The sequence below is a fragment of the Agrobacterium sp. K11 genome (assembly GCF_059429395.1).
In genome coordinates, this window is record NZ_JCAHRB010000009.1 from 142,817 (window position 1) to 164,909 (window position 22,093).

General features: G+C 59.1%; 20 protein-coding genes. 9 read left to right on the forward strand and 11 right to left on the reverse strand.

Features of this window, described 5'->3' with window-relative positions; genetic code table 11:
* Positions 1 to 34 precede the first annotated feature (34 nt).
* Entirely contained in the window at positions 35 to 685 is a 651-nt protein-coding gene (locus tag AC5SEO_RS17310; RefSeq protein ID WP_003516653.1) for an arylesterase, read from the reverse strand.
* 90 nt (positions 686 to 775) lie between these two features.
* Between AC5SEO_RS17310 and AC5SEO_RS17315 the strand changes: the two genes are divergently transcribed.
* The 3 genes from AC5SEO_RS17315 (at position 776) to AC5SEO_RS17325 (ending at position 5,000) form a co-directional block, all read left to right on the forward strand.
* Positions 776 to 1,486 (forward strand): ABC transporter ATP-binding protein, encoded by a 711-nt coding sequence (locus AC5SEO_RS17315; RefSeq protein WP_003516652.1) that lies wholly within the window; start codon positions 776 to 778, stop codon positions 1,484 to 1,486.
* Positions 1,483 to 4,044, forward strand: coding sequence for an ABC transporter permease (locus AC5SEO_RS17320; protein WP_112290092.1), 2,562 nt, complete (start codon positions 1,483 to 1,485; stop codon positions 4,042 to 4,044). Before AC5SEO_RS17315 ends, AC5SEO_RS17320 begins: the two co-directional genes overlap by 4 nt.
* Before the next feature lie 218 nt (positions 4,045 to 4,262).
* A complete protein-coding gene (locus AC5SEO_RS17325; protein WP_149910413.1) occupies positions 4,263 to 5,000 on the forward strand; it encodes a Bax inhibitor-1/YccA family protein in 738 nt (245 codons plus the stop codon).
* 135 nt (positions 5,001 to 5,135) lie between these two features.
* Here AC5SEO_RS17325 and AC5SEO_RS17330 read toward each other — a convergent pair whose 3' ends face one another.
* From AC5SEO_RS17330 to acnA, 3 genes are all read right to left on the reverse strand, one after another.
* The gene (locus AC5SEO_RS17330) at positions 5,136 to 5,528 is read right to left on the reverse strand and encodes a DUF2794 domain-containing protein (protein WP_003516645.1); all 393 of its coding nucleotides are present in this window, start codon (positions 5,526 to 5,528) and stop codon (positions 5,136 to 5,138) included.
* A 397-nt stretch (positions 5,529 to 5,925) separates the two neighbouring features.
* The gene (locus AC5SEO_RS17335; RefSeq protein ID WP_003516643.1) at positions 5,926 to 6,666 is read right to left on the reverse strand and encodes a DUF1223 domain-containing protein; all 741 of its coding nucleotides are present in this window, start codon (positions 6,664 to 6,666) and stop codon (positions 5,926 to 5,928) included.
* 195 nt (positions 6,667 to 6,861) lie between these two features.
* Positions 6,862 to 9,555 (reverse strand): aconitate hydratase AcnA, encoded by a 2,694-nt coding sequence (gene acnA / locus AC5SEO_RS17340; protein ID WP_003516634.1) that lies wholly within the window; start codon positions 9,553 to 9,555, stop codon positions 6,862 to 6,864.
* 272 nt (positions 9,556 to 9,827) lie between these two features.
* On the opposite strand from acnA, the gene ccmA reads away from it, so the two are divergent.
* The 5 genes from ccmA (at position 9,828) to AC5SEO_RS17365 (ending at position 12,788) form a co-directional block, all read left to right on the forward strand.
* Entirely contained in the window at positions 9,828 to 10,469 is a 642-nt protein-coding gene (gene ccmA, locus AC5SEO_RS17345) for a heme ABC exporter ATP-binding protein CcmA (protein ID WP_174068662.1), read from the forward strand.
* Positions 10,470 to 10,512: 43 nt separating this feature from the next.
* Complete coding sequence (gene ccmB, locus AC5SEO_RS17350) at positions 10,513 to 11,172, forward strand: heme exporter protein CcmB (RefSeq protein WP_174068663.1); 660 nt, start codon at positions 10,513 to 10,515, stop codon at positions 11,170 to 11,172.
* A 74-nt stretch (positions 11,173 to 11,246) separates the two neighbouring features.
* Positions 11,247 to 12,008: a heme ABC transporter permease gene (locus AC5SEO_RS17355; RefSeq protein WP_141193423.1), complete on the forward strand. Its 762-nt coding sequence runs from the start codon at positions 11,247 to 11,249 to the stop codon at positions 12,006 to 12,008.
* Between the two features lie 4 nt (positions 12,009 to 12,012).
* Complete coding sequence (ccmD, locus tag AC5SEO_RS17360; RefSeq protein ID WP_013636916.1) at positions 12,013 to 12,186, forward strand: heme exporter protein CcmD; 174 nt, start codon at positions 12,013 to 12,015, stop codon at positions 12,184 to 12,186.
* Positions 12,183 to 12,788, forward strand: a complete 606-nt coding sequence (locus AC5SEO_RS17365; RefSeq protein ID WP_013636917.1) for a DsbE family thiol:disulfide interchange protein — start codon at positions 12,183 to 12,185, stop codon at positions 12,786 to 12,788. The genes ccmD and AC5SEO_RS17365 overlap by 4 nt, the downstream gene beginning before the upstream one ends.
* A gap of 18 nt (positions 12,789 to 12,806) precedes the next feature.
* On the opposite strand, the gene AC5SEO_RS17370 is transcribed toward AC5SEO_RS17365, so the two are convergent.
* The 7 genes from AC5SEO_RS17370 to AC5SEO_RS17400 all read right to left on the reverse strand — a co-directional run bounded on the left by AC5SEO_RS17370 (position 12,807) and on the right by AC5SEO_RS17400 (position 20,233).
* Positions 12,807 to 13,994, reverse strand: a complete 1,188-nt coding sequence (locus AC5SEO_RS17370) for a GGDEF domain-containing protein (RefSeq protein ID WP_162633736.1) — start codon at positions 13,992 to 13,994, stop codon at positions 12,807 to 12,809.
* 121 nt (positions 13,995 to 14,115) lie between these two features.
* Positions 14,116 to 14,712, reverse strand: a complete 597-nt coding sequence (locus AC5SEO_RS17375; RefSeq protein ID WP_174068664.1) for a DUF2585 domain-containing protein — start codon at positions 14,710 to 14,712, stop codon at positions 14,116 to 14,118.
* Positions 14,709 to 15,359 (reverse strand): septation protein A, encoded by a 651-nt coding sequence (locus tag AC5SEO_RS17380; protein WP_003516625.1) that lies wholly within the window; start codon positions 15,357 to 15,359, stop codon positions 14,709 to 14,711. Before AC5SEO_RS17380 ends, AC5SEO_RS17375 begins: the two co-directional genes overlap by 4 nt.
* Before the next feature lie 2 nt (positions 15,360 to 15,361).
* A complete protein-coding gene (ftsY, locus tag AC5SEO_RS17385) occupies positions 15,362 to 16,792 on the reverse strand; it encodes a signal recognition particle-docking protein FtsY (RefSeq protein WP_111799130.1) in 1,431 nt (476 codons plus the stop codon).
* Positions 16,793 to 16,822: 30 nt separating this feature from the next.
* Complete coding sequence (gene mtaB / locus AC5SEO_RS17390) at positions 16,823 to 18,097, reverse strand: tRNA (N(6)-L-threonylcarbamoyladenosine(37)-C(2))-methylthiotransferase MtaB (RefSeq protein ID WP_141193425.1); 1,275 nt, start codon at positions 18,095 to 18,097, stop codon at positions 16,823 to 16,825.
* Positions 18,094 to 18,996, reverse strand: coding sequence for a diaminopimelate epimerase (dapF, locus tag AC5SEO_RS17395; protein ID WP_038492432.1), 903 nt, complete (start codon positions 18,994 to 18,996; stop codon positions 18,094 to 18,096). The genes mtaB and dapF overlap by 4 nt, the downstream gene beginning before the upstream one ends.
* A 121-nt stretch (positions 18,997 to 19,117) precedes the next feature.
* Positions 19,118 to 20,233: an MBL fold metallo-hydrolase gene (locus AC5SEO_RS17400; RefSeq protein WP_174068666.1), complete on the reverse strand. Its 1,116-nt coding sequence runs from the start codon at positions 20,231 to 20,233 to the stop codon at positions 19,118 to 19,120.
* Between the two features lie 282 nt (positions 20,234 to 20,515).
* Between AC5SEO_RS17400 and ffh the strand changes: the two genes are divergently transcribed.
* Positions 20,516 to 22,087, forward strand: a complete 1,572-nt coding sequence (ffh, locus tag AC5SEO_RS17405) for a signal recognition particle protein (protein ID WP_003516616.1) — start codon at positions 20,516 to 20,518, stop codon at positions 22,085 to 22,087.
* Positions 22,088 to 22,093: the final 6 nt, after the last annotated feature.

Genomic DNA, 22,093 nt, shown 5'->3' on the forward strand with positions numbered 1-22,093 from the left:
TAGCGAATCATGCAATGCAGGCGGGCGCAAGTGCTTATTTTTTTTGCGCACCGATTGTCTTGATGAAGCTTTCAACAGCCGGCAAAGATTTCTCCACCATCATCGCCACACCCTGCGTATTGGGATGCATCTTGTCCTCCAGCTTCAACTTATCATCCGTCACCACGCCATCCAGAAAAAACGGATAAAGCGGCAGGTTGTATTTTTCTGCAAGCTTCGGATAGATCGGGTTGAAGCGCTTGGCGTAATCGTCACCCATGTTCGGCGGTGCCATAATGCCGACTAGCAGCACCGCTATGTTGCGTTTCTGAAAGCCGGAAATGATGGCGTCGAGGTTCTTTTCCGTCTGTTCCGGCGCAATACCGCGCAACGCATCATTGGCGCCGAGTTCCAGAATGACCCCGTCCGTGCCATCGGGAACCGACCACTCCGCCCGAGCCAGACCGCCTGAGGACGTATCGCCGGACACACCGGCATTGGTGACGGTAACATTGATGCCCTTGGCCTTTAATGCAGCTTCAAGCTGTGCCGTATAGCCATCGGTGGGGGGTAACTGGTAACCCGCCATGAGACTGTCGCCCAGGCCAACCAGTTGCAATGTCCGCTCCTGCGCCATGGCCGCCGAGGCGGAAAAGGCGGCGGCGAAAATGACGATGAAGTGAAACAGGGCAGCTTTAAATCTCATCACGGCTTTCCTAACTTGGTTTGCATTGTCTGAAATACCGTCCGCATCGACACCGCCAGACTGTTTTCATCATATATAGGAACGAGAATTGTGACGAAAAGCATCATAGAGCTTAAGAAGGCCGACCTCACGCTCGGCAACGCCGCCGCCTCCGTTCACGTTCTCAAGAGCATCGATCTTGCCATTGGCGAAAGCGAGGCGGTGGGGATCGTCGGCCCTTCCGGTTCGGGAAAATCGACCCTTCTGATGGTGCTTGCCGGTCTCGAAAGGCTGGATAGCGGCGAGATCGTCATAGCGGGCACGGAATTGCATAAGCTCGGCGAGGATGCTCTCGCGGATTTCCGCGGCAAGAATATCGGCATCGTTTTCCAGTCTTTCCACCTCATCGCCAATATGACGGCGCTGGAAAACGTAGCCGTTCCGCTGGAACTGGCCAACGTGCCGAACCCCTTCGAGATCGCCAAACGGGAACTCGTTGCTGTCGGTCTCGGCGAACGCCTCAACCATTATCCCGGCCAGCTCTCGGGTGGCGAACAGCAGCGTGTTGCAATCGCCCGCGCGCTTGCACCCTCCCCCGCCGTGTTGATCGCAGACGAACCGACCGGCAATCTGGATGCGGATACGGGCCAGCAGATCGCCGATCTTCTTTTCTCAAAACAGGCCGAACGCGGCATGACGATGATCCTTGTCACCCATGATCCGTCACTGGCCGCCCGTTGCTCAAGACAGATCAAAGTGCGCTCCGGCGAGATAGAGGGTGACAGCGCCACTGCCCATATGGCCCGGGCGGTATCGGCATGATCGGCTCCATTCTCCCGTCTGTTGCCAACATCAAAAACGCATTGAGGCTCGCGCGGCGCGAAATTCGCGGCGGCCTTCGTGGCTTCTATATTTTCCTCGCCTGCATCGCGCTCGGAACCGGCGCCATTGCCGCTGTCAACTCCGTGTCACGCGCCGTCACCAGCGCGATTGCGACGGAAGGCCAATCGATACTGGCTGGCGATGTGCGCTTCGAGCTGCGCAACAGGGAGGCAACCGCAGAGGAACGGGCCTACCTCGATGGCCTCGGCAAAATCGCCGTTTCCACAGGGCTGCGCTCCATGGCGCGCCTTGCCGATGGTTCCGAACAGACGCTGACGGAAGTGAAGGCCGTAGACGGCGCCTATCCGCTCTACGGCGCGTTCGTGGCAGATCCAAACCGGCCTCTGAGCGAGCTTCTGGCTGCGAACGGCGATACCTATGGCGCCGTGGCCGCGCCGCTTCTCCTGGAGCGGCTGGGCATTAAGGTCGGCGACGACATCCTTCTCGGTAATGTGAAGCTGAAACTGACCGGCACGGTTGTCGACGAGCCGGATGCCCTGTCCGACGGCTTCGGTTTTGCCCCAAGGCTGATGGTCAGCCGCGATGCGCTTTTCGCCTCAGGCCTCGTTCAGAACGGAAGTCTGGTCGAACACGCCTACAAGATCATGCTGAACGATCCTGCAGCGCGGGCAACTATGACCGATGCAGCCAACAAGACGTTTCCCGATGCCGGCTGGTCCATCCGCACGAGTGACCGGGCAGCGCCATCGCTTACCGAAAACGTCAACCGCTTCTCGCAATTCCTGACGCTGGTAGGCCTGACCGCCCTCATCGTTGGCGGCGTCGGCGTTGCGAACGCCGTTCGCGCCTTTCTTGATTCCAAGCGCACCACGATCGCCTCGCTGAAATGCCTCGGCGCGCCGGCTTCCGTGGTCACCATGACCTATCTCTTCCAGATCGTGTTCATTGCCGCCGTTGGCATCATCATCGGCCTCGCTGTGGGCGCCATCGCCCCGCTGATCGCCATGCGGTTTCTGGAGGGTGTGCTTCCGGTGCCGAAAGAGCTTGCCTTTTATCCAGCAGCACTTGGTCTTGCCGCCCTGTTCGGCATCTTGACGACACTTGCCTTCGCCATCGTGCCACTCGGCCAGGCGCGCGAAGTTCCCGCGACCGCCCTTTTTCGAGAGCAGGGGTTCGAGGAGGGCAGCTGGCCGTCCTGGCCTTATCTTGCAGTGACGGGCTTGTTGTTGGCTGCGCTGGCCATACTTGCCATCTTTTCGGCAGAAGAACGTTTCATCGCCTCGGTTTTCCTTGCCGCCATCGCCTTCGCGTTTGTGGTGCTGCGACTGGTGGCGTCAGGCGTCAAGGCCATTGCCAAACGCAGCCCGCGCGTTCATTCCGCCGCCCTTCGCTTGGCGATCGGCAATATTCACCGGCCGGGTGCGCTCACCCCCTCGGTCGTTCTCTCCCTCGGCCTTGGGCTGACGTTGCTGGTGACCCTGACGCTTATCGACGGCAATCTGCGCCGCGAACTGACCGACAGCCTGCCGGAACGAGCGCCGAATTTCTTCTTCGTGGATATTCAGGGCACCGAGTTGCAGGGTTTCCGCGATCTTCTCAGGCAAGAAGCACCTCAGGGCACGCTGACCGAGGTGCCGATGCTGCGCGGCCGCATTCTGGCGCTCAATGGCGAGGACGTGACGAAGATAGACGTGCCGCCATCCGGCCGCTGGCTGCTGCGCGGTGATCGGGGCATAACCTATTCGCAGGATGCTCCCGAAAACGCCAAGCTGACCGAAGGAACATGGTGGGGACCAGATTATAGCGGCGAGCCGCTGGTCTCTTTTGCGGCGAAAGAGGCGCAGGAACTGGGCCTCAAGATCGGCGACACCGTTACCGTCAACGTGCTCGGCCGCAGCATCACGGCAAAGATCGCCAATCTGCGCAATGTCGAATGGGAATCGCTGTCGATCAATTTCGTCATGGTGTTTTCACCCAATACCTTCCGTGGCGCACCACATGCCTGGCTTGCCACACTCGCCGACCCCTCCGCATCCGCAAGCGAGGAGGGCCAGATATTGCGCGCCGTTACCAACGCCTACCCGACGATAACAAGCGTACGCGTGAAGGACGCCCTCGATGTGGTCAACCGGCTGGTCGGCCAGCTTGCCACCGCAATTCGCGCCGCAGCGGCCGTTGCGCTCATAGCCTCCGTCCTCGTCCTCGCCGGCGCTCTTGCCGCCGGAAACCGTGCCCGCACCCATGATGCGGTCATCCTGAAAACACTGGGCGGTACACGCAGCCTGCTGATCCGCGCCTTCTCCTATGAATATATGATGCTCGGTCTCGCCACCGCCGTTTTTGCGCTTTTTGCCGGCGGCGTCTCCGCCTGGTTCGTCATTTCCCGCATCATGAAGCTGCCCTCCAGCTTCCTGCCGGATGTGGCGATCGGCACGGTCGTCGTCGCCCTCGTCATGACGGTAGGCATCGGCCTCATGGGCACATGGCGAATTCTCGGGCAGAAGGCCGCTCCGGTTTTGCGGCAGGCGGGTGAATAATCTTCGGTTGTGCGCTGCTTAACTTTAACGATTAATTCTTTGTAATGATCGCTGAAACGTGAGCGCTTTTCGCGCATATGGTGTCTTTTCGACTGTGAAAGGCCTTGTATCGGACACGTTCTGCCATCATATTCTTGGGCAGGCTTGCTGAAGCTCCGCAGCGGCGCCCGGGAGGTATCCCGACACCGTAGCAATTACGGAGCTCAAAAGAGGAAACAATGGCTGACTTCAATAACTACCAGAACCGCATGGCCCAGACCCGTGCACAGACTGGTGCGATGATCGACGAAGGTCTTCGCGCCTACATGCTCAAGGTTTACAACCTGATGGCGCTGGCTCTGGTCATCACCGGCATCGCAGCGTTCGGCACATATACGCTTGCAGCTTCGAACGAAGCTTTTGCCACTTTGCTTTTTGCGTCACCGCTGCGCTGGGTCGTCATGCTCGCACCGCTCGGACTGGTGTTCTTCCTTAGCTTCCGTATCCAGAACATGAGCGTTTCCGCCGCCCAGACAACCTTCTGGATCTATGCGGCGCTGATGGGCGTTTCTTTGTCCTCGATCTTTATGGTTTATACCGGCCAGAGCGTCGTACAGACGTTCTTCGTGACCGCTGCCTCGTTTGGCGCGCTCTCGCTTTACGGTTACACGACGAAGAAAGACCTTTCGGGCATGGGTTCGTTCCTGATCATGGGTCTGTTCGGCCTGATCATCGCGTCCATCGTCAACATTTTCCTCGCCTCTTCCGCGCTTCAGTTCGCGATCTCCGCGATTGGCGTGCTGATCTTCGCTGGCCTCACCGCCTATGACACGCAGAAGATCAAGGAAATGTATTTCGATGGCGACGAAGTTGCCGTGGCTGGCCGCAAGGCGATCATGGGTGCGCTGACGCTCTATCTCGACTTTATCAACCTGTTCATGTTCCTCCTGCAGTTCATGGGCAACCGTGACAAGTAAGGGCAGGAACCCAACTGGCAAACATGCAAAAGGCGGCCATTCGGCCGCCTTTTTATTTACAAGAAATTCGAAACCTGACCGTCTCCCAACCCGCTGTGGCATCAAGCGGCGGAATGGGTAACCCGTCGTCCCATCTCACTCGATAAGCTTCAGGACCTTGTCGAAAACCTTGAGAACCTGCGGCAGTTCGTGGCCACGTTTGAGAATGCGGCCATCCGTATTCACCACGCAATAGGCGCCCTGTTTCGCCGCCAGCTTGGGGTTCTTCTCGATCCTGTAGAGCGGCATTTCACCCGAGCGTTTAAAGACTGAAAATACCGCCTTTTCCCTCAAGTGGTCGATGGCATAGTCGCGCCACTCGCCCTCTCCCACCATGCGGCCATAGATGCGCAGGATCGCATCCAGCTCGCGCCGATGGAATGTGATTGGCAGAGGGTCTTTGTCTTTTTTGTACTCGCGGAGATCGACAACGGTGGAACTGTCGCGTGAAGCGGTCTGAACCTGCTGCACATCCGGTTGATCGGTCATCCAATACCTCCGATTCCACCCAAGTCGTCCGATTAATGTGAGCCGGAGAAGACAAAATTGCAAGTCTCGAACAGCCATTGAACGTGAGATCGCAACTTTGGAGAAGGGTTTTACGGTCTTAGGACGGCAGCGAAACCCGGCGTCTGCGACGCAGAAAGACACCAGCCGATGTCCATAAGGACGCTGCCTTAGAAAAAAGCAGGGGTAAAAAAGGTAACCATTTAGGCAGCCATTTTAGCATGGCCTGCCGTATTTCGGTCAAACCATGGCCCGAATTGAATGGAATAGTCCTATTGTCAATTGATGCCTAGGCACCAAGATGACCCGATCCGGTGCATTGACCCTTTACCCCCAGCCCCCAATGCCCGGATCGGATCTTCCATCGCCAGACAGGCGATCAGGGTGTTTCATTCCCCAGTAAAATACTTGCACCGACGATTGCCGCCGGATCGCCGCTGGCATTTGCCGTTTGCAACAGCACGGCGCAGCCGCCCTTTTTCACCTTTGCCACCACGCTTGCCGGAAGCTTCACCGTCATCGGTGAACCATCCCACATGCCGACGGTCTGCACGTCATAGACGCTGTGCCAGTAGGACATTTTCTTCCCCTGGTTTTCGCCCTTCTGCACGTCTACCGTCTGCTCGCGCGTGAAATAGGCGACCACGACGTCGGCCTTGCCGCTACCGGCGCCAATATCGATCTCCACCTCGTCACCGGCAAATTTGGACGCGACCGGCACGTTCAGCCCCTGGCCCTCGCGCTTGAAAGCATCCAGCCTGTCGTAAATCCCGCGGACATCCGCACCCTTGACGTGGTCGCGACCGTTCAGGATGGCCTGCGGCGTATAGACACCGTTGCGGCCGAGAGCGCGCATGTAGCCATATTGCCGCTCTGTATTTTCCTTCGATGCCAGGGAATCTGTCCAGCCAAGATAATTCCAGTAGTCGACATGGTAGGAGAGGCCGACCACATCACCCTTCTGGATCATCTTGCGCAATGCTTCGTCCGCCGGCGGGCAGGACGCGCATCCCTGCGATGTAAACAACTCGACAACGCCCTTCACAGCCTCCTGCGCATGCGCGGATGTGACGAGGAACGTGCCGAGAAGACATATCGACAGGGGCAATTTCAGCGGCATTACAAGAACCTTTGTCCGGAGCAGATATCCAGACGAATTGATGCGATCAACCCAACCGGATGCAAACCGGAAAATAACGTCTATTCCACTTCAATAGAAAGTCACGAAGGGGTGAGTGGCAATCACAAAAAAAGAGATGATGAAACGCAAAGACGCCGGGAAAAATCCCGGCGTCCTTTGTTGGTCTGAGCTTTGTCAGGCAACCAGATCGCGAAGAACCGTCTGCAGAATGCCGCCATTGTTCATGTAGATCACTTCATCCAGCGTATCGATGCGGCATAGAAGCGGAACTTCCTTCACCGAACCGTCGCTGTAGGTGATCTTGGCGATCTTCTTTTCACGCGGCTTGATTTCACCTTCGAGACCATCGATCTCGACGACTTCATCACCCTTGAGATCAAGGCTTGCCCAGGTCGTGCCTTCCTCGAAGACGAAGGGAACGACGCCCATGCCGACGAGGTTGGAGCGGTGGATACGCTCGAAGGACTGTGCGATGACCGCCTTGACGCCGAGCAGGTTGGTGCCTTTCGCCGCCCAGTCGCGGGAAGAACCGTTGCCATATTCGACACCGGCGAAGATGACGAGCGGAACGCCCTCCGCCTTGTACTTCATGGCAGCGTCGTAGATCGACATCTCTTCCTTCGACGGATAGTGGATGGTGTAGCCACCTTCCTTGCCGTTCGGGCCGAGCATGTGGTTGCGGATGCGGATATTGGCGAAGGTGCCGCGCATCATGACTTCATGGTTGCCGCGACGCGTACCGTACTGGTTGAAGTCGGCAACGCCCACGCCGTGCTCCGTCAGATAGGCGCCGGCGGGCGAAGCAGCCTTGATCGAACCGGCCGGGGAAATGTGGTCGGTTGTGATCTTGTCGCCGAAGAGACCGAGAACGCGGGCGCCCTTGATGTTCGTAAGGCCCGTACCGGTCTTGCCCATGCCCACGAAGTAAGGTGGGTTCTGAACATAGGTCGACTTGTCGTCCCAGGCATAGGTCTGGCCCGGGGGAACCTGAACGGCCTGCCAGTTCGCGTCACCCTTGAAGACATCAGCGTACTTCGATTCGTAAAGTTCGCGGGTGACGTATTTCAGGATAAATTCCTGGATTTCCTGCGAGGTCGGCCAGATATCCTTGAGATAGACCGGATTGCCGTTCTGGTCGTCGCCGATCGGCTCCTTCGTCAGGTCCTTCTGGACCGTACCGGCAAGCGCGTAGGCCACGACGAGCGGCGGCGAGGCGAGATAGTTCGCCTGAACATCGGGCGAGATACGGCCTTCGAAGTTGCGGTTGCCGGAAAGAACGCCGGCCGTGATCAGGCCCTTGTCGTTGATCGTCTTGGAGATCGGTGCGGGCAGCGGGCCGGAGTTGCCGATGCAGGTGGTGCAGCCGAAACCGACGAGGTTGAAGCCAATCGCATCGAGATCCTTCTGCAGACCCGACTTGTCGAGATATTCGGCAACGACCTGCGACCCCGGCGCCAGCGAGGTCTTCACCCACGGCTGGGACTTCAGACCCTTGGCAACCGCATTGCGGGCGAGAAGGCCGGCAGCGATGAGAACGGAAGGGTTGGACGTGTTGGTGCAGGAGGTGATGGCGGCAATCGCCACATCGCCATGGCCGAGATCGAACTCCTCACCCTCAACCGCATAGCGGCTGTGGAGCTGACCGGGCTTCTTGTAGTCGTTCTCGAGAGCCGTCGCGAAATTCGGTGCAATGGTTTCGAGCGGCAGACGGCCTTCCGGACGCTTCGGACCGGCCATGGATGGCACGACGTCGCCGAGGTCGAGTTCAAGGGTGTCGGTGAAGACGAGGTCGGAACCGTCGCCGGTCCGCCACATGTCCTGTGCCTTCGAATAGGCTTCGACAAGCGCGATACGGTCCTTGGTGCGACCGGACATGGTCAGATAGTTGATGGTCTCGCCATCAACCGGGAAGAAGCCGCAGGTAGCGCCATATTCCGGACCCATATTTCCGATGGTGGCACGGTCGGCCAGCGTCATCGAATCGAGGCCGGGGCCGAAGAATTCGACGAATTTGGAAACCACGCCCTTCTTGCGCAGCATCTGCACGACGGTCAGCACGAGGTCGGTCGCAGTCACGCCCTCCTTCACCTTGCCGGTCAGCTTGAAGCCGATGACCTCAGGCAGGAGCATGGAGACAGGCTGGCCGAGCATCGCTGCTTCAGCCTCGATACCGCCAACGCCCCAGCCGAGAACGCCAAGACCATTGATCATGGTGGTGTGGCTGTCGGTGCCGACGCAGGTATCCGGGTAAGCGATCGTTTCGCCGTCCTCTTCCTTGGTCCAGACGGTCTGGCCGAGATATTCGAGGTTTACCTGGTGACAGATGCCGGTACCGGGCGGAACTACGCGGAAGTTCTTGAATGCCTGCTGGCCCCACTTCAGGAAGCGGTAACGCTCGCCATTGCGCTCATATTCAAGCTCGACGTTTCGGGCAAACGCCGTCGGCGTGCCGAATTCGTCAACGATAACAGAGTGGTCAATCACGAGGTCGACGGGAACGAGCGGATTGATCTTTTCCGGGTCACCACCGAGCGACACCATGGCATCGCGCATAGCGGCGAGATCGACCACAGCCGGAACGCCGGTGAAGTCCTGCATGAGAACGCGGGCGGGACGATAAGCGATTTCGTTTTCGGTCAGGCCCTTATTGTTCAGCCACTCTGCAACGGCCAGAATATGCTCCTTGGTGACGGACTGGCCGTCCTCGAAACGAAGCAGGTTTTCCAGAAGAACTTTCATGGAATAGGGGAGCTTGGAAACGCCCTTCAGGCCGTTTGCCTCAGCCTTGGGAAGGCTGAAATAGACGTAGTCCTTACCATCAACGGTAAGGACGGAACGACAATGAAAACTGTCGAGTGATTTGGGCATGGATAAAGAACCCCGCTTACTCTGATAGCCAACACGTGCGTGCGGACACCTATGCACTCATGCACATCAGGATGCGGGTACGACCATTTCCGCTGTCCGCACGTGAAAATTGCTCCTCGCAATCGTCAAGTCCGGCGCAAGATGATGTTCACGCCGGCCGCTGGCGTGGTTGACACCCATATAGATAATTTCTCAGAAACGTGCCAGACCATTCAGGAAATCAAATCGATTTTTTTATGCGAGACGATGAAAATCTTATACGGAAACGCAGCATGGATTTGACGGCGGAAAATCTTGGCGTGCGACGCGGCGAAGATTTCATATTCATGAACATTTCCTTCAAGTTAAGTGACGGCGAAGCGCTGGTGCTGACCGGCCGCAACGGCTCGGGAAAATCCACGCTTCTGCGCACTGTCGCCGGCCTGCTGCGCCCCGAGCAGGGGTGGGTAAAGATAGCCGGCAAAGGAATAGAAACGGACATGCGCCCATCGGAGGCCTGCCATTATCTCGGCCATCGCAACGCAATGAAAACGGAACTGACGGTTTCGGAGAATCTGTGGTTCTGGAAAGACTTTCTCGGTGACTTCACCGGCGGCGCCGGTGTCGATATTGATGAGGCGGCAGACATCGTCGGCCTTGCGGGCATCACCCACCTGCCCTTCGGTTACCTGTCCGCAGGCCAGCAGCGACGTTTTGCCATGGCAAAGCTTTTGATCGCGTGGCGGCCGGTGTGGATTCTCGACGAGCCGACAGCGGCGCTCGACAAAGCAGCGGACGGCATGTTTACGGATCTGGTCAAGAGCCACCTGAGGAGAGGCGGCATCGTCATGGCTGCCACCCATCAGCCGCTTGGGCTCGACAATGCGCGGAAATTGCAGATGACGGGATTTGCAGGTGTGGAGGCTTGGGCGTGATGGGTGCGTGTGCGGGGTATGCCCGCCTACCGAGGCGCCTCCAATGACCGCCCTCTTCCTCCGCGACCTGAAACTCTCCATCCGCGCCGGCGGTGGCGCGCTGATCGGCGTCTTGTTCTTCATGACCGTTGTCGCCGTCATCCCCTTCGGTGTCGGGCCTGATCTCAATCTGCTTGCACGCATCGGCCCGGCCATCGTCTGGATCGGCGCGCTGCTCTCCACCCTCCTCGGCCTCGACAGGCTGTTTCAGGCAGAGCGGGATGACGGCTCGCTAGACCTCATACTCATGCAGGAAAACCCGCTTGTGCTGACCGTGCTCATCAAATGCCTGGCACATTGGGTGGGAACGGGTCTGCCACTGGTCATCGCCTCGCCGCTCATCGGCCTGTTCATGAACATGGACGAAGTGGCGATCGGCGCGGTGATGCTCACGCTCCTTGTCGGATCGCCCGCCATTACCTTCATCGGCGCGGTGGGTGCCGCTGTCGCCGTTGCCTTGCCGCGCGGCGGCCTTCTGGTCTCCATCCTTGTGCTGCCATTGGCCATTCCGGTACTGATCTTCGGCGTCAGCGCGTCCTATGCGGCGGTGCAGGATCCGGCACCCTTTCTGCCGCCCTTCCTCATTCTCTGCGCGATCACGTTATTTTCAGCCGTGACCGGTCCTTTCTTTGCCGCTTTGGCATTGCGCAATGTTATGGATTGATGAAACCGCAATTGCCGATCTACGATTGACGGCGATCAATTGCGGGGCAGCCATTCTCGGGTTACACAAACGGCATGAACGAGCAGACTTTCACCATCACCAAATTCAGTGATCTCGCCAATCCCACGCGGTTTCTGGCGCTCTCGGCACGCATTCTGCCGTGGCTTGCGGTCCTGACGGCACTGGTGCTGGCCGCCGGTCTCTATCTGTCTTTCACGACAGATGGCGACTACCAGCAGGGTTATACCGTGCGCATCATGTATGTGCATGTCCCCTCCGCCTGGCTTTCGATGATGTGTTATACCGTCATGGCGGTCTCAGCGATCGGCACGCTCGTCTGGCGTCATCCGGTTGCGGATGTCAGCCACAAGGCGGCCGCACCCATAGGCGCTGCGTTCACGCTGATTGCGCTTGTTACCGGCTCGCTCTGGGGTAAACCCATGTGGGGAACCTGGTGGGTATGGGACGCGCGGCTGACGTCCGTCTTCGTGCTTTTTCTGATGTATCTTGGCCTGATAGCGCTCAACCGCGCCATGGACGACCCTTCCAGAGCCGCCCGTGTCAGTGCCGTGCTCATCCTCGTTGGTTTTGTGAATATTCCCATCATCAAGTTTTCAGTTGAATGGTGGAACACGCTTCACCAGCCGGCAAGCGTCATCCGCATGGGCGGCTCGGCAATCGATTCGGAGTTTCTCTGGCCGCTTCTGACCATGGCGATCGGCTTCACGCTACTATTCTTCACGTTGCACATCGCCGCAATGCGTAACGAAATCTGGCGCCGGCGCGTGGCAGCCCAACGGCGGCTTGCCGCCCGCATGGCAAACCGGGAGGCATGAGAACATGACACACGCCTTTTATATCGGCATGTCCTATGCGGCGACCGGCCTTGTTGTCCTCTGTCTCATCGCCTGGGTCATCCTGGATGGTCAGGCGCGCAAACGGGAACTGAAGGAATTGGAGGCATCCGGCGTGCGCCGCAGGGCAAAAGCCGGTTCTGCGGGTGAAACCCGATGACGCAGGCCAGCCAGGACCAGAACACCAAAGCCAAAAGCACGGGGCGCACGCGATATGCCCTGGCGCTTCTGCCGCTTCTGCTTTTCGGCGGTTTTGCCATTATCGCCGGCAAGATGCTCTACGATCAGGACGTCAACGGGCTGGATATCAGCGCCATTCCATCGGCGCTCATCGGAACCAAGGCGCCCGCACTGTCGCTGCCGCCGCTGGAAGGCTCAAACCTGCCGGCCCTCAACGATGCCGCCGTCAAGGGTAAGCTGACGCTGGTCAACGTCTTCGCCTCCTGGTGCATTCCCTGCCGTCAGGAGCATCCCATCCTTCAGGAATTGGCGAAAGACAAACGCATCACCGTCGTCGGCATCAACTATAAGGACAAACCGGACAACGCGCTTCGTTTTCTCGGCGAACTCGGCAATCCCTTTGCCGCGATAGGCGTAGACCCGAACGGCAAGGCCGCGATCGACTGGGGTGTCTATGGTATCCCTGAAAGCTATCTGGTCGGCGCCGACGGCACGATCCTCTACAAAAAGGTCGGCCCCTTCGATGCCCGCAGCGTCGAGCGGGATTTATTGCCGGCGATCACCGCTGCGGCCGGAAAGTAGCCCGCGCGCCGAACGATACTATGCCTTGGAAATCACCCTTAGCGACGGCCCTTCGGCTGTCGCCTGCAAACCCATCCCTTCAAGCACGACCTGATTGCGGCCACCACGCTTTGCCGCATACAGGCTGTCGTCGGCGCGTTTGATCGCATCGTGAATTGAATGATCTCCCCTCGCGACAGCTGAAACGCCGAAGCTCGCCGTGACCTTGGTGGCCACGCCACGGCTACGCCAATCCAGCGACAGAAGGTTCAAACGCATGGCATTGGCAAGGTGACCGGCCGCGGCGGCGGTGTGGCCGGGCAGGAAAACCACGAATTCCTCGCCACCGAAACGCGCCACCAGAGCGTCGCCACGCGCGCTTTTCCTGAGAAGGTCTGAAAGGCCGATGAGAACGATATCGCCGGCGGCGTGGCCATAGTCATCGTTGATACGCTTAAAATGGTCTATGTCGCACGCAATTACTGCGCCTATTGGTGTCCCGCTGCGAAAATCGGGAACGCGCCGGTCGAACCCACGGCGGTTCAGCACATCCGTCAGCGGATCGTGCTCAGCCGCTTGCAGGTGCCGGTCGACAGTCACGGAAATCTGGCTCGCGAGTACGGATAGCGCAAGCAGAAAGCCGAATATGCTCGCGGCAAGCTGCATGTAGAAAGCATAATCGGATTCGAAGAATTCACTGAGTTCGATCATCGAACCGTTCGGCGTCATCACCAGCAACATGCCGATGCGCACCAGCGTTTCGAGCACCACGAGTGACGCAATCGCCACCATCAGCCTGTCTGCAAGCGCCAGGGGCCGCTTCCGCACGATCCAGACCGGGATGGCGAGCAGCAGGGCGCAGACAAGATCACCGATGACCAGCTCACGTTTCAGATCCGGTGTGACGAAGACATGGAACGAGACCAGCAAAACCGCCGCAGCCACGATCGACAGTCGCGCCGTCGTATAAAGCGGCCGTCCGAAATGGGTAAGCAGCGCATGGCCGTAGAGAAAAAAGGCAGAGAAAAACAACAGGTTCGAGACGATCGCCTGTACTTCGAAGGGCAAGCCGCCAAGCACCAGAGGTGCGGCAAAACCAAACGCCGCCGAAAGATATCCGAAACCCCAATATCGCGCCGAAGCGTGGCCGGTCCTCTGCAGGAACAGGAATACCACACCGAATGTCAGCATGATGAAGGGGAGAAGGTAGGCGAAATTATCTTGCACAGTGTTCTGCCGGACGGAAAGACGAGCCTTTGAGCCCGGACACTACCGCAATGCCCTTAAGAAAACTTGCATATAACGCAGGGTTTTCGTGCCTTTCCGACGCACGTACGGGCAGATATCTTCACATTGGCGGAAGCGCGTTCTGCCATTGCTTGATCGCTTCGACGGGCCAGACAAGCATCACTACGTTCAGCGTCAGATTATCGCGGATCAGCCAGCCGGTGAAGATTTCAAAGAAGATGGCGATCACAACCGTCAGCCACACCGGCACGCGGGCGGCGAAGAGGAAACCCAGCGCCATGAAAACGGTGTCCATCGCGGAGTTCAGGATGCTGTCGCCGGTGTAACCCAGCGCCATGGTCGCCGTGCGGTAACGATCGATGATGAGCGGCGAGTTTTCGAGAATTTCCCACGCTGCCTCTATCAAAACCGCAAAAGAAAGCCGCATGGAAAGGGGTTTCTTGCGAAACAGCAGCCAGGCGAGCCCGTAAAACAAGAAGCCGTGGATAATGTGTGAGGGCGTGTACCAGTCGGCAAGATGCTGGGAATTGCCCGGCGTGTTCACACCGGGTTCGAACAGCTTCACATAACCGCATTCGCAAATGGGAATGCGGCCCATGGCATAGAGGATGACGATCTGTAGAAGAAGAAGTCCGCCGGCGACACCGAACCATTTGAACGAGCGCGGACGGGAAGCCGGCATCTCTGCAACTGTCATTTTTCGTCCTTGTTCAGCGGTTCGAGCGAATGACGCATGACGAGCGGCATTTGCGCCATGGTGAAGATGATCGTGATCGGCATCGTGCCCCACACCTTGAACGCAACCCATGCGTCGGTTGAGAACATGCGCCAGACCACCTCGTTCAGCACGGCGAGAAAGAGGAAGAACACGCCCCAGCGCAGCGTCAGCTTGCGCCAGCCCTCATCGTTTAGCCTGAAGGCCGAATTGAAGACATAGCCAAGCAGCGACTGGCCGAAAAACAGGCCTCCCAGCAAAATGACGCCGAACAGCGCATTGACGATGGTTGGCTTCATCTTGATGAAGGTATCGTTCTGCAGCCACAGCGTCAGCGCACCGAACACGAGAACCACAATGCCTGATATCAGCGGCATGATCGGCAGCTTGCGCGTCAGCATCCATGAGACGGAAAGCGCAATTGCGGTTGCGATCATGAACAGGCCGGTGGCGATGAAGATCGGCCCGCCGAACTCCGTCAGTACCGGAAAAGTGGAGGCCAGCCATTCGCCGCGGGAATTGGCGAAAAAGAACACCATAAGCGGGCCAAGCTCGAGCACGAATTTCAGGAGCGGGCTGATTTCCGCCACCATCTTTTCGCTTTCCTTGGAATTGCTTTCAATATCCATACTCAAACTCCCGCAATGGCCTTGGCGAAATCTTCCGCCTCGAAGGGCTCCAGATCGTCCACGCCTTCACCCACACCAATGAAATACACCGGCAGCTTGTGTTTGGCGGCAATGGCCACGAGGATACCGCCCCGCGCCGTGCCATCCAATTTTGTCATAATCAGGCCCGAAACACCCGCAACATTGCGGAATATCTCCACCTGGTTCAAGGCGTTCTGCCCGGTCGTGGCGTCCAGTGTCTGAAGCACGGTATGCGGCGCATCGGGATCGAGCTTGCCGAGCACGCGCACGATCTTTTCCAGCTCCGCCATCAGCTCCGTCTTGTTCTGCAAACGGCCGGCAGTATCAATGATGAGCACATCGCTTTTTTGCGCACGCGCCTGCTCATAGGCGTCGTAAGCGAGACCCGAGGCATCCGCACCGAGCTTGGTGCCAATGAATTGCGAGCCGGTGCGATCCGCCCAGATCTTGAGCTGCTCGATTGCCGCCGCACGGAACGTATCGCCGGCCGCGAGCATGACCTTGAGGCCAGAGCCCGAGAGCTTGGAGGCGAGCTTGCCGATGGTCGTGGTTTTGCCGGTGCCGTTCACGCCGACGACGAGAATGACATGCGGCTTGTGTGAAAGATCGAGTTCCAGCGGCTTGGCGACTGGTTTCAGGACCTTGGTGATCTCACCTGCCATGATGCGCGCCACGTCCTCGCCGCTGACATCCTTGCCGTAACGTTCAGAAGACAAGGCGCCCGTGATGCGCATGGCGGTCTCGACACCCAGATCCGACTGGATGAGAAGGTCTTCCAGTTCGTCGAGCGTATCCTCATCCAGCTTGCGCTTGGTGAACAGCGCCGAAATCTGGGTGGTAAGTTGCGAGGAGGTGCGCGCAAGCCCGGCCCGCAGGCGCTGGAACCAGCTGAGCTTCGGCTGCGGCGCTTCGGCGACAGGCTCTTCCCGCTCGCTTGCCGCCGCAAAACCTTTCGGCAAGATCGGCGAAACGGCAGAGGGCTCGACGGCACCGGCAGCCTCCGCCTCATCGAGCAGCGCATCCATCGCATCCGCATCGAGCACGGCATCGGCAGGTTCGGGCAAAACCTCGGCCTGTTCTTCGGCAGCAGCTTCGGCCTGCAACAGCGACAGCGGAACAACGCCGATGTCTCCGGCCTGCTCGGCGCCGGGCAGAAGCGGCGCGTCCTCTTCCTCTTGGTCGTCGGAAAGGGCCGCATCGGCATCCGGAGCAGGCCCACCGGCCGTCTCAATCTCCAGTTCGGAAACAGGGTCTTTCTCGACAATGGGATGCGCTTCGGCTTCGCTCAGCGCCTCATCGAAAGAGACATTTTCTCTGGCGCGTTCAAGCGCGGAATCCTCTTGCGGCTTGCCGTCAGTCCCGGCCTTGTCCTTGCCGAAAGAAAAGACTTTTTTGATGAAGCCGAGGGCCATGGTCGTTCCCGTGTCTTTTCCTGTGCCGCTTCAGGCCGCGTCCGCTGCGAGAAGCTTCATGTTCAGATGTTTGCCGTTGTGGCCGGTAATCTCAACCTGCGCAAGAGTGCGCGGGAGAAGATCGGGCGCCGCCACCAGCGTGAAATTGTCGGTATGCGCAAAACCGGTGTTTTCAACGAGGATCGTTTGCGTCGAACCGAGCATGTTTTGCAGATGCACGAGCCTGAGTGCCTCGCCACGTTCACGAAGCCTCGCCGCCCGCTCCTTCACCAGCGCACGGTCGAGCTGCGGCATACGCGCCGCCGGCGTGCCGGCACGCGGGCTGTAGGGAAATACGTGCAGGCTGGAAATGCCGCATTCTTCCGCAAGCGTCGCGGCGTTTTCGAACATCTCTTCGTTCTCGGTCGGAAAACCGGCGATCATATCAGCACCGAATGCGATATCCGGCCGGAGCGACCGCACCTCGTGACAGAAACGGATGGCATCGGCCCGCAGATGACGGCGTTTCATGCGTTTCAGGATCATGTCGTCGCCATGCTGGAGGGACAGGTGAAGATGCGGCATGAAACGCGGTTCACCGGCAATCAGATCCATCAGATGGTGGTCGGCCTCGATGCTGTCGATCGAGGATAGCCGAAGTCTCAAGATTTCCGGCACCTGCTTCAGCAATGTCTTGGCAAGAAGCCCTAGCGAAGGTTCGCCCGGCAGGTCGGCACCGTAGCTGGTAGCATCCACCCCGGTCAGCACGATTTCGCAATAACCGCTTTCCACCAGCCTGCGCGCCTGCTCCACCACAGCGCCCATCGGCACGGAGCGGGAATTGCCCCGCCCATAGGGAATGATGCAGAAGGTACAGCGATGATCGCAGCCGTTCTGCACCTGAATGAAGGCACGGACATGCCCGTCAATGTGCTTGACCATCTGCGGCGCGGTCGCCTTGATGCTCATGATGTCGTTGACGCGCAGCTTTTCTTCCGCCGAAACGCCGAAATCCGGCAGCGCGCGATAGGAGGCGCTTTTCAGCTTTTCCTCATTGCCCAGCACCGCATCCACTTCGGGCATCTCGGCAAAGGTCTGTTTTTCAGTCTGGGCAGCACAGCCGGTCACGATGATGCGCGCATGCGGATTGTCGCGCCTTGCCCGACGGATGGCCTGGCGCGCCTGGCGCACCGCCTCGCCGGTCACCGCGCAGGTATTGACCAAGACGGCATTGTTGAGCCCGGCCTTTTCGGCCTCCGCCCGCATCACTTCCGATTCATAGGTATTGAGACGGCAGCCGAAGGTTATGACCTCGACGCCGCTCATATGGCCCCCTGCTCAGCCACGGCATCGCGCGACCAGGCGCCGTTGATGGGATCGACCATGCCGGACCATTCCCATTCGGCCGGCCCCGTCATGATGACGTGGTTGTCCTCGCGCCACTCAATTGTAAGCGGCACACGCACAGGGCTGGAGGCGACATCGATGGTGACCTTCCTGCCCGTGCGGCCGGTGCGCGCAGCGGAAACGGCAGCGGCACATGCGGCAGAACCGCAGGCGAGCGTCAGCCCGGCGCCGCGCTCCCAAGTGCGGGTGCGAAGCGCACTGTCGGAAATAACCTGCGCCAGCGTGATATTGGCCTTTTCAGGGAACATCGGGTGGTTTTCCAGAAGCGGGCCGAAGCGTTCCAGATCGAACTCCATCGGATCGCGATCCACCCAGAAAATGGCGTGCGGGTTTCCCATGGACATGACGGCCGGCGAATGCAGGATCGGCGCGTCGATCGGCCCGATCTGCAACTCGATGCGGCTGGTATCGTGGAACTCTTCAGAAAGCGGAATGTCGCTCCAGCGAAAACGCGGCAGGCCCATATCAACGGAAATCATGCCGTCTTCATGCTCAACGGCGTTCAGGATGCCCGCCACCGTCTGGAAGGTGAAGGTGGTCTTGCCGGTTTCAGAGGACAGCGCCTGCACCACGCAGCGCGTGCCGTTGCCGCAGGCCTGCGCCTTCGTGCCGTCGCAATTGAGGATATCGATGAATGCATCGGTGCCGCCGACACGCGGATCGTGGATTGCCATGATCTGATCGAACTGCGTGGCGGGATCGGCATTGAGCGCAATGGCCGCCGCAGGCGTCACCATATCCCTGCGGCCGCGCATGTCGACAACGAGGATCTTGTTGCCAAGCCCGTTCATCTTCGCAAATTCGACCGTGTCCGCCATCGTACTGAACCTGAAAACCACCTGAAACCGGAATAAAGACGGGCTTTGCCCGCACTTTCGCTCTATATGGCGGAAAGGGCGGCAAATTACCAGACTGTTGCGGCGCAAACCGCTGAGCCGCTCAGGCGGAAGGTACGTCGAAGACTTCGCCGGGCCGCATGGGCTGGAAGTGGCTCTCGTCTATCCCCTGCTCAGCAAGCGCTGCCTTCAGCGCGACAAGAGGAGCTTCGACCGCTTCATCGGTCAGTTGCACAGTGCCCCAATGATGGCCGCAGACATGTGCCGCACCGCAGATCTTCATGCCTTCCACGGCTTCCGCAGGGTTCTGGTGCTGGCCCTTCATGAACCAGCGCGGCTCATAGGCGCCGAAAGGCAGGTTGGCGAGACGGAACTCACCGTGTTTCTTGCGCGCGGCGTGATAATTGAGGCCGTCGTGGAAGCCGGTGTCGCCGATATGATAAATCTTGCCATAAGGCGTTTCGATGACGAAGGCCGCCCACAGCGCCATGCGCCGGTCGTTCAGCCCACGCGCCGACCAATGGTGGCACGGCTCGAAATGAATTTTGACCGAACCAATCTCAAGGACATCGCCCCAGTCCCCCACCTTGATGCGCGCTGCCTCGACGCCGGTGCGGATGATGGCGTCATTGCCAAGCGGCGTGATGAAAAGCGGCTTGTGCGCCACATGCAGGCGCTTCAGCGTTTCCATATCCAGATGGTCGTAGTGATTATGCGTCACCAGCACCAGATCGATCGGCGGCAAATCCTCAAAACGGATGCCCGGCGGGTTGACGCGTTTGGGACCGGCGAAGCTGAACGGGCTGGTACGCTGCGACCACACCGGATCGATGAGAATATTCAGCCCTGCCGTCTGGATAAGAAAGGAGGCGTGACCGACGAAGGTGACGCGAATGTCCTTGCCGTCGATGCGAGGCTCCGGCTTTGCGAACGGAAACGGGCTGGGGTAGTTTTCCGGCCACGTGGCGCGCTCGCCGTTGAAGCGCCATTTCAGGAGGCCCATGAAATTGCCGGGCGGCGAGCCGCCGGGATTGAAGAAACGCACCCCGTCGAAATGATCGGAGACCGGCCCACTATAATAGGCGCTGGCGTTAGAGCGGCGCGCAAACAGGCCGCCGCCCGCAAGAGCAAGCAGACCAAGTGCGGAAAAACGAAAGAAGTTTCGACGTTTCATGGGAAAGGTATAAGAAGCCAGGCGACGCCGTTCAAGCACCGCCATCGCAGCTTTCGTCTGATCACGTAAAGATGACAAGGCATGCTTTGCCGCATGAAAACCGGCACTGTCTTGACTTTCACGGCACTTTCCTGTTTATCGCGGCCAATCAGCTGGCAGTTTCACGACTCCAAGCCGCCGACCGGGACCCGCAAAGGTATAAAGAGATCCCGGAGGTCAACACCCGACAGCGCGATGCGCCCTCGGGTGCTTTTTGGCTTTGCGTCTTGTTTTTGGCAGCGAAAGCACCGACGTTTCGGAGATCCCGGAACGAAGAAGGAAGAAACGATGTTTGAAAACCTCCAGGACCGCCTTGGTTCCATTCTGAATGGACTGACCGGCCGTGGCGCGCTGACGGAAGCCGATGTTGCCGCCGCCCTGCGCGAGGTTCGCCGTGCGCTTCTGGAAGCGGACGTTGCGCTGGAAGTCGTGCGTTCCTTCACCGACAAGGTGCGTGAAAAGGCTGTCGGCGCAGCCGTTCTGAAATCCATCAAGCCCGGCCAGATGGTCGTCAAGATCGTGCATGACGAACTTGTCGAGATGCTCGGCACCGAAGGCGTCTCGATCGACCTGCATGCGGCCGCCCCCGTCGTCATCATGATGGTGGGTCTGCAGGGTTCGGGCAAGACCACGACCACAGGCAAGATCGCCAAGCGCCTGACCGACCGCGACAAGAAGAAGGTGCTGATGGCATCTCTCGACACGCGTCGTCCGGCCGCACAGGAACAGCTTCGCCAGCTGGGCGTGCAGACCGGTGTCGACACGCTGCCGGTCATCGCAGGCCAGTCGCCGACAGATATCGCCGCGCGCGCCGTGCAGGCCGCCAAGCTTGGCGGCCATGACGTCGTCATTCTCGACACCGCCGGCCGCACCCATATCGACGAACCCTTGATGCTGGAAATGGCCGACATCAAGAAGAAGTCCAACCCGCATGAAATCCTGCTGGTCGCGGATTCGCTGACCGGTCAGGACGCCGTCAATCTGGCGCGCAACTTCGATGAACGCGTCGGCATCACCGGCCTCGTGCTCACCCGTATGGATGGCGACGGACGCGGCGGTGCGGCCCTCTCCATGCGCGCCGTCACCGGCAAGCCGATCAAGCTGATCGGTATCGGCGAGCGCATGAACGAACTCGACGAGTTCCATCCGCGCCGTATCGCCGACCGTATTCTTGGCATGGGCGACATTGTCTCGCTGGTCGAGAAGGCCGCCGAGAATATCGATGCCGAAAAAGCCCGCGCCATGGCCGAAAAGATGGCCAAGGGCAAGTTCGACCTCAACGATCTCTCCGACCAGCTTGCCCAGATGAAGAAGATGGGTGGCATGGGCGGCATCATGGGGCTGATGCCCGGCATGGCCGGCATGAAGGACAAGATGGCTTCCGCAGGCCTCAACGACAAGATGTTCGACCGCCAGATCGCCATCATCTCGTCGATGACCAAGGCCGAACGCGCCAATCCCGATATCCTCAAACACAGCCGCAAAAAGCGCATCGCCGCCGGTTCCGGCACCGATGCCGCCGAAATCAACAAGCTTTTGAAGATGCACCGTGGCATGGCCGACATGATGAAAGCCATGGGCGGCAAGGGCAAGGGCGGCATCATGAAGCAGATGATGGGCGGCCTTGCGGGCAAGATGGGGCTTGGTGGCATGATGGGCGGCGGCATGCCTGATCTGTCGAACATCGACCCGAAGCAGCTCGAAGCGCTTCAAAAACAGGCTGAAGCTGCCGGTCTTGGCAAGCCGGGCGCAATGCCCGGTCTGGGTGGTCTGCCCGGCGGGCTACCCGGTCTGGGCGGGACAAAGCTGCCGGGTCTTGGCGGCATGCCGGGCCTGCCCGGCTTCCCGAAAAAGAAGTGAGGGCGA

Excerpts from the sequence above, each read along its gene's own strand:
- AC5SEO_RS17320 (WP_112290092.1), top strand. The coding sequence starts at position 1,483 with ATGATCGGCTCCATTCTCCCGTCTGTTGCCAACATCAAAAACGCATTG.
- AC5SEO_RS17325 (WP_149910413.1), top strand. The coding sequence starts at position 4,263 with ATGGCTGACTTCAATAACTACCAGAACCGCATGGCCCAGACCCGTGCA.
- ccmD (WP_013636916.1), top strand. The coding sequence starts at position 12,013 with ATGACACACGCCTTTTATATCGGCATGTCCTATGCGGCGACCGGCCTT.
- ffh (WP_003516616.1), top strand. The coding sequence starts at position 20,516 with ATGTTTGAAAACCTCCAGGACCGCCTTGGTTCCATTCTGAATGGACTG.
- ccmA (WP_174068662.1), top strand. The coding sequence starts at position 9,828 with ATGGATTTGACGGCGGAAAATCTTGGCGTGCGACGCGGCGAAGATTTC.
- AC5SEO_RS17400 (WP_174068666.1), bottom strand. The coding sequence starts at position 20,233 with ATGGCGGTGCTTGAACGGCGTCGCCTGGCTTCTTATACCTTTCCCATG.
- AC5SEO_RS17365 (WP_013636917.1), top strand. The coding sequence starts at position 12,183 with ATGACGCAGGCCAGCCAGGACCAGAACACCAAAGCCAAAAGCACGGGG.
- AC5SEO_RS17375 (WP_174068664.1), bottom strand. The coding sequence starts at position 14,712 with ATGACAGTTGCAGAGATGCCGGCTTCCCGTCCGCGCTCGTTCAAATGG.
- AC5SEO_RS17355 (WP_141193423.1), top strand. The coding sequence starts at position 11,247 with ATGAACGAGCAGACTTTCACCATCACCAAATTCAGTGATCTCGCCAAT.
- ftsY (WP_111799130.1), bottom strand. The coding sequence starts at position 16,792 with ATGGCCCTCGGCTTCATCAAAAAAGTCTTTTCTTTCGGCAAGGACAAG.
- acnA (WP_003516634.1), bottom strand. The coding sequence starts at position 9,555 with ATGCCCAAATCACTCGACAGTTTTCATTGTCGTTCCGTCCTTACCGTT.
- AC5SEO_RS17380 (WP_003516625.1), bottom strand. The coding sequence starts at position 15,359 with ATGGATATTGAAAGCAATTCCAAGGAAAGCGAAAAGATGGTGGCGGAA.
- mtaB (WP_141193425.1), bottom strand. The coding sequence starts at position 18,097 with ATGAGCGGCGTCGAGGTCATAACCTTCGGCTGCCGTCTCAATACCTAT.
- AC5SEO_RS17335 (WP_003516643.1), bottom strand. The coding sequence starts at position 6,666 with ATGCCGCTGAAATTGCCCCTGTCGATATGTCTTCTCGGCACGTTCCTC.
- AC5SEO_RS17330 (WP_003516645.1), bottom strand. The coding sequence starts at position 5,528 with ATGACCGATCAACCGGATGTGCAGCAGGTTCAGACCGCTTCACGCGAC.
- AC5SEO_RS17310 (WP_003516653.1), bottom strand. The coding sequence starts at position 685 with ATGAGATTTAAAGCTGCCCTGTTTCACTTCATCGTCATTTTCGCCGCC.
- dapF (WP_038492432.1), bottom strand. The coding sequence starts at position 18,996 with ATGGCGGACACGGTCGAATTTGCGAAGATGAACGGGCTTGGCAACAAG.
- ccmB (WP_174068663.1), top strand. The coding sequence starts at position 10,513 with ATGACCGCCCTCTTCCTCCGCGACCTGAAACTCTCCATCCGCGCCGGC.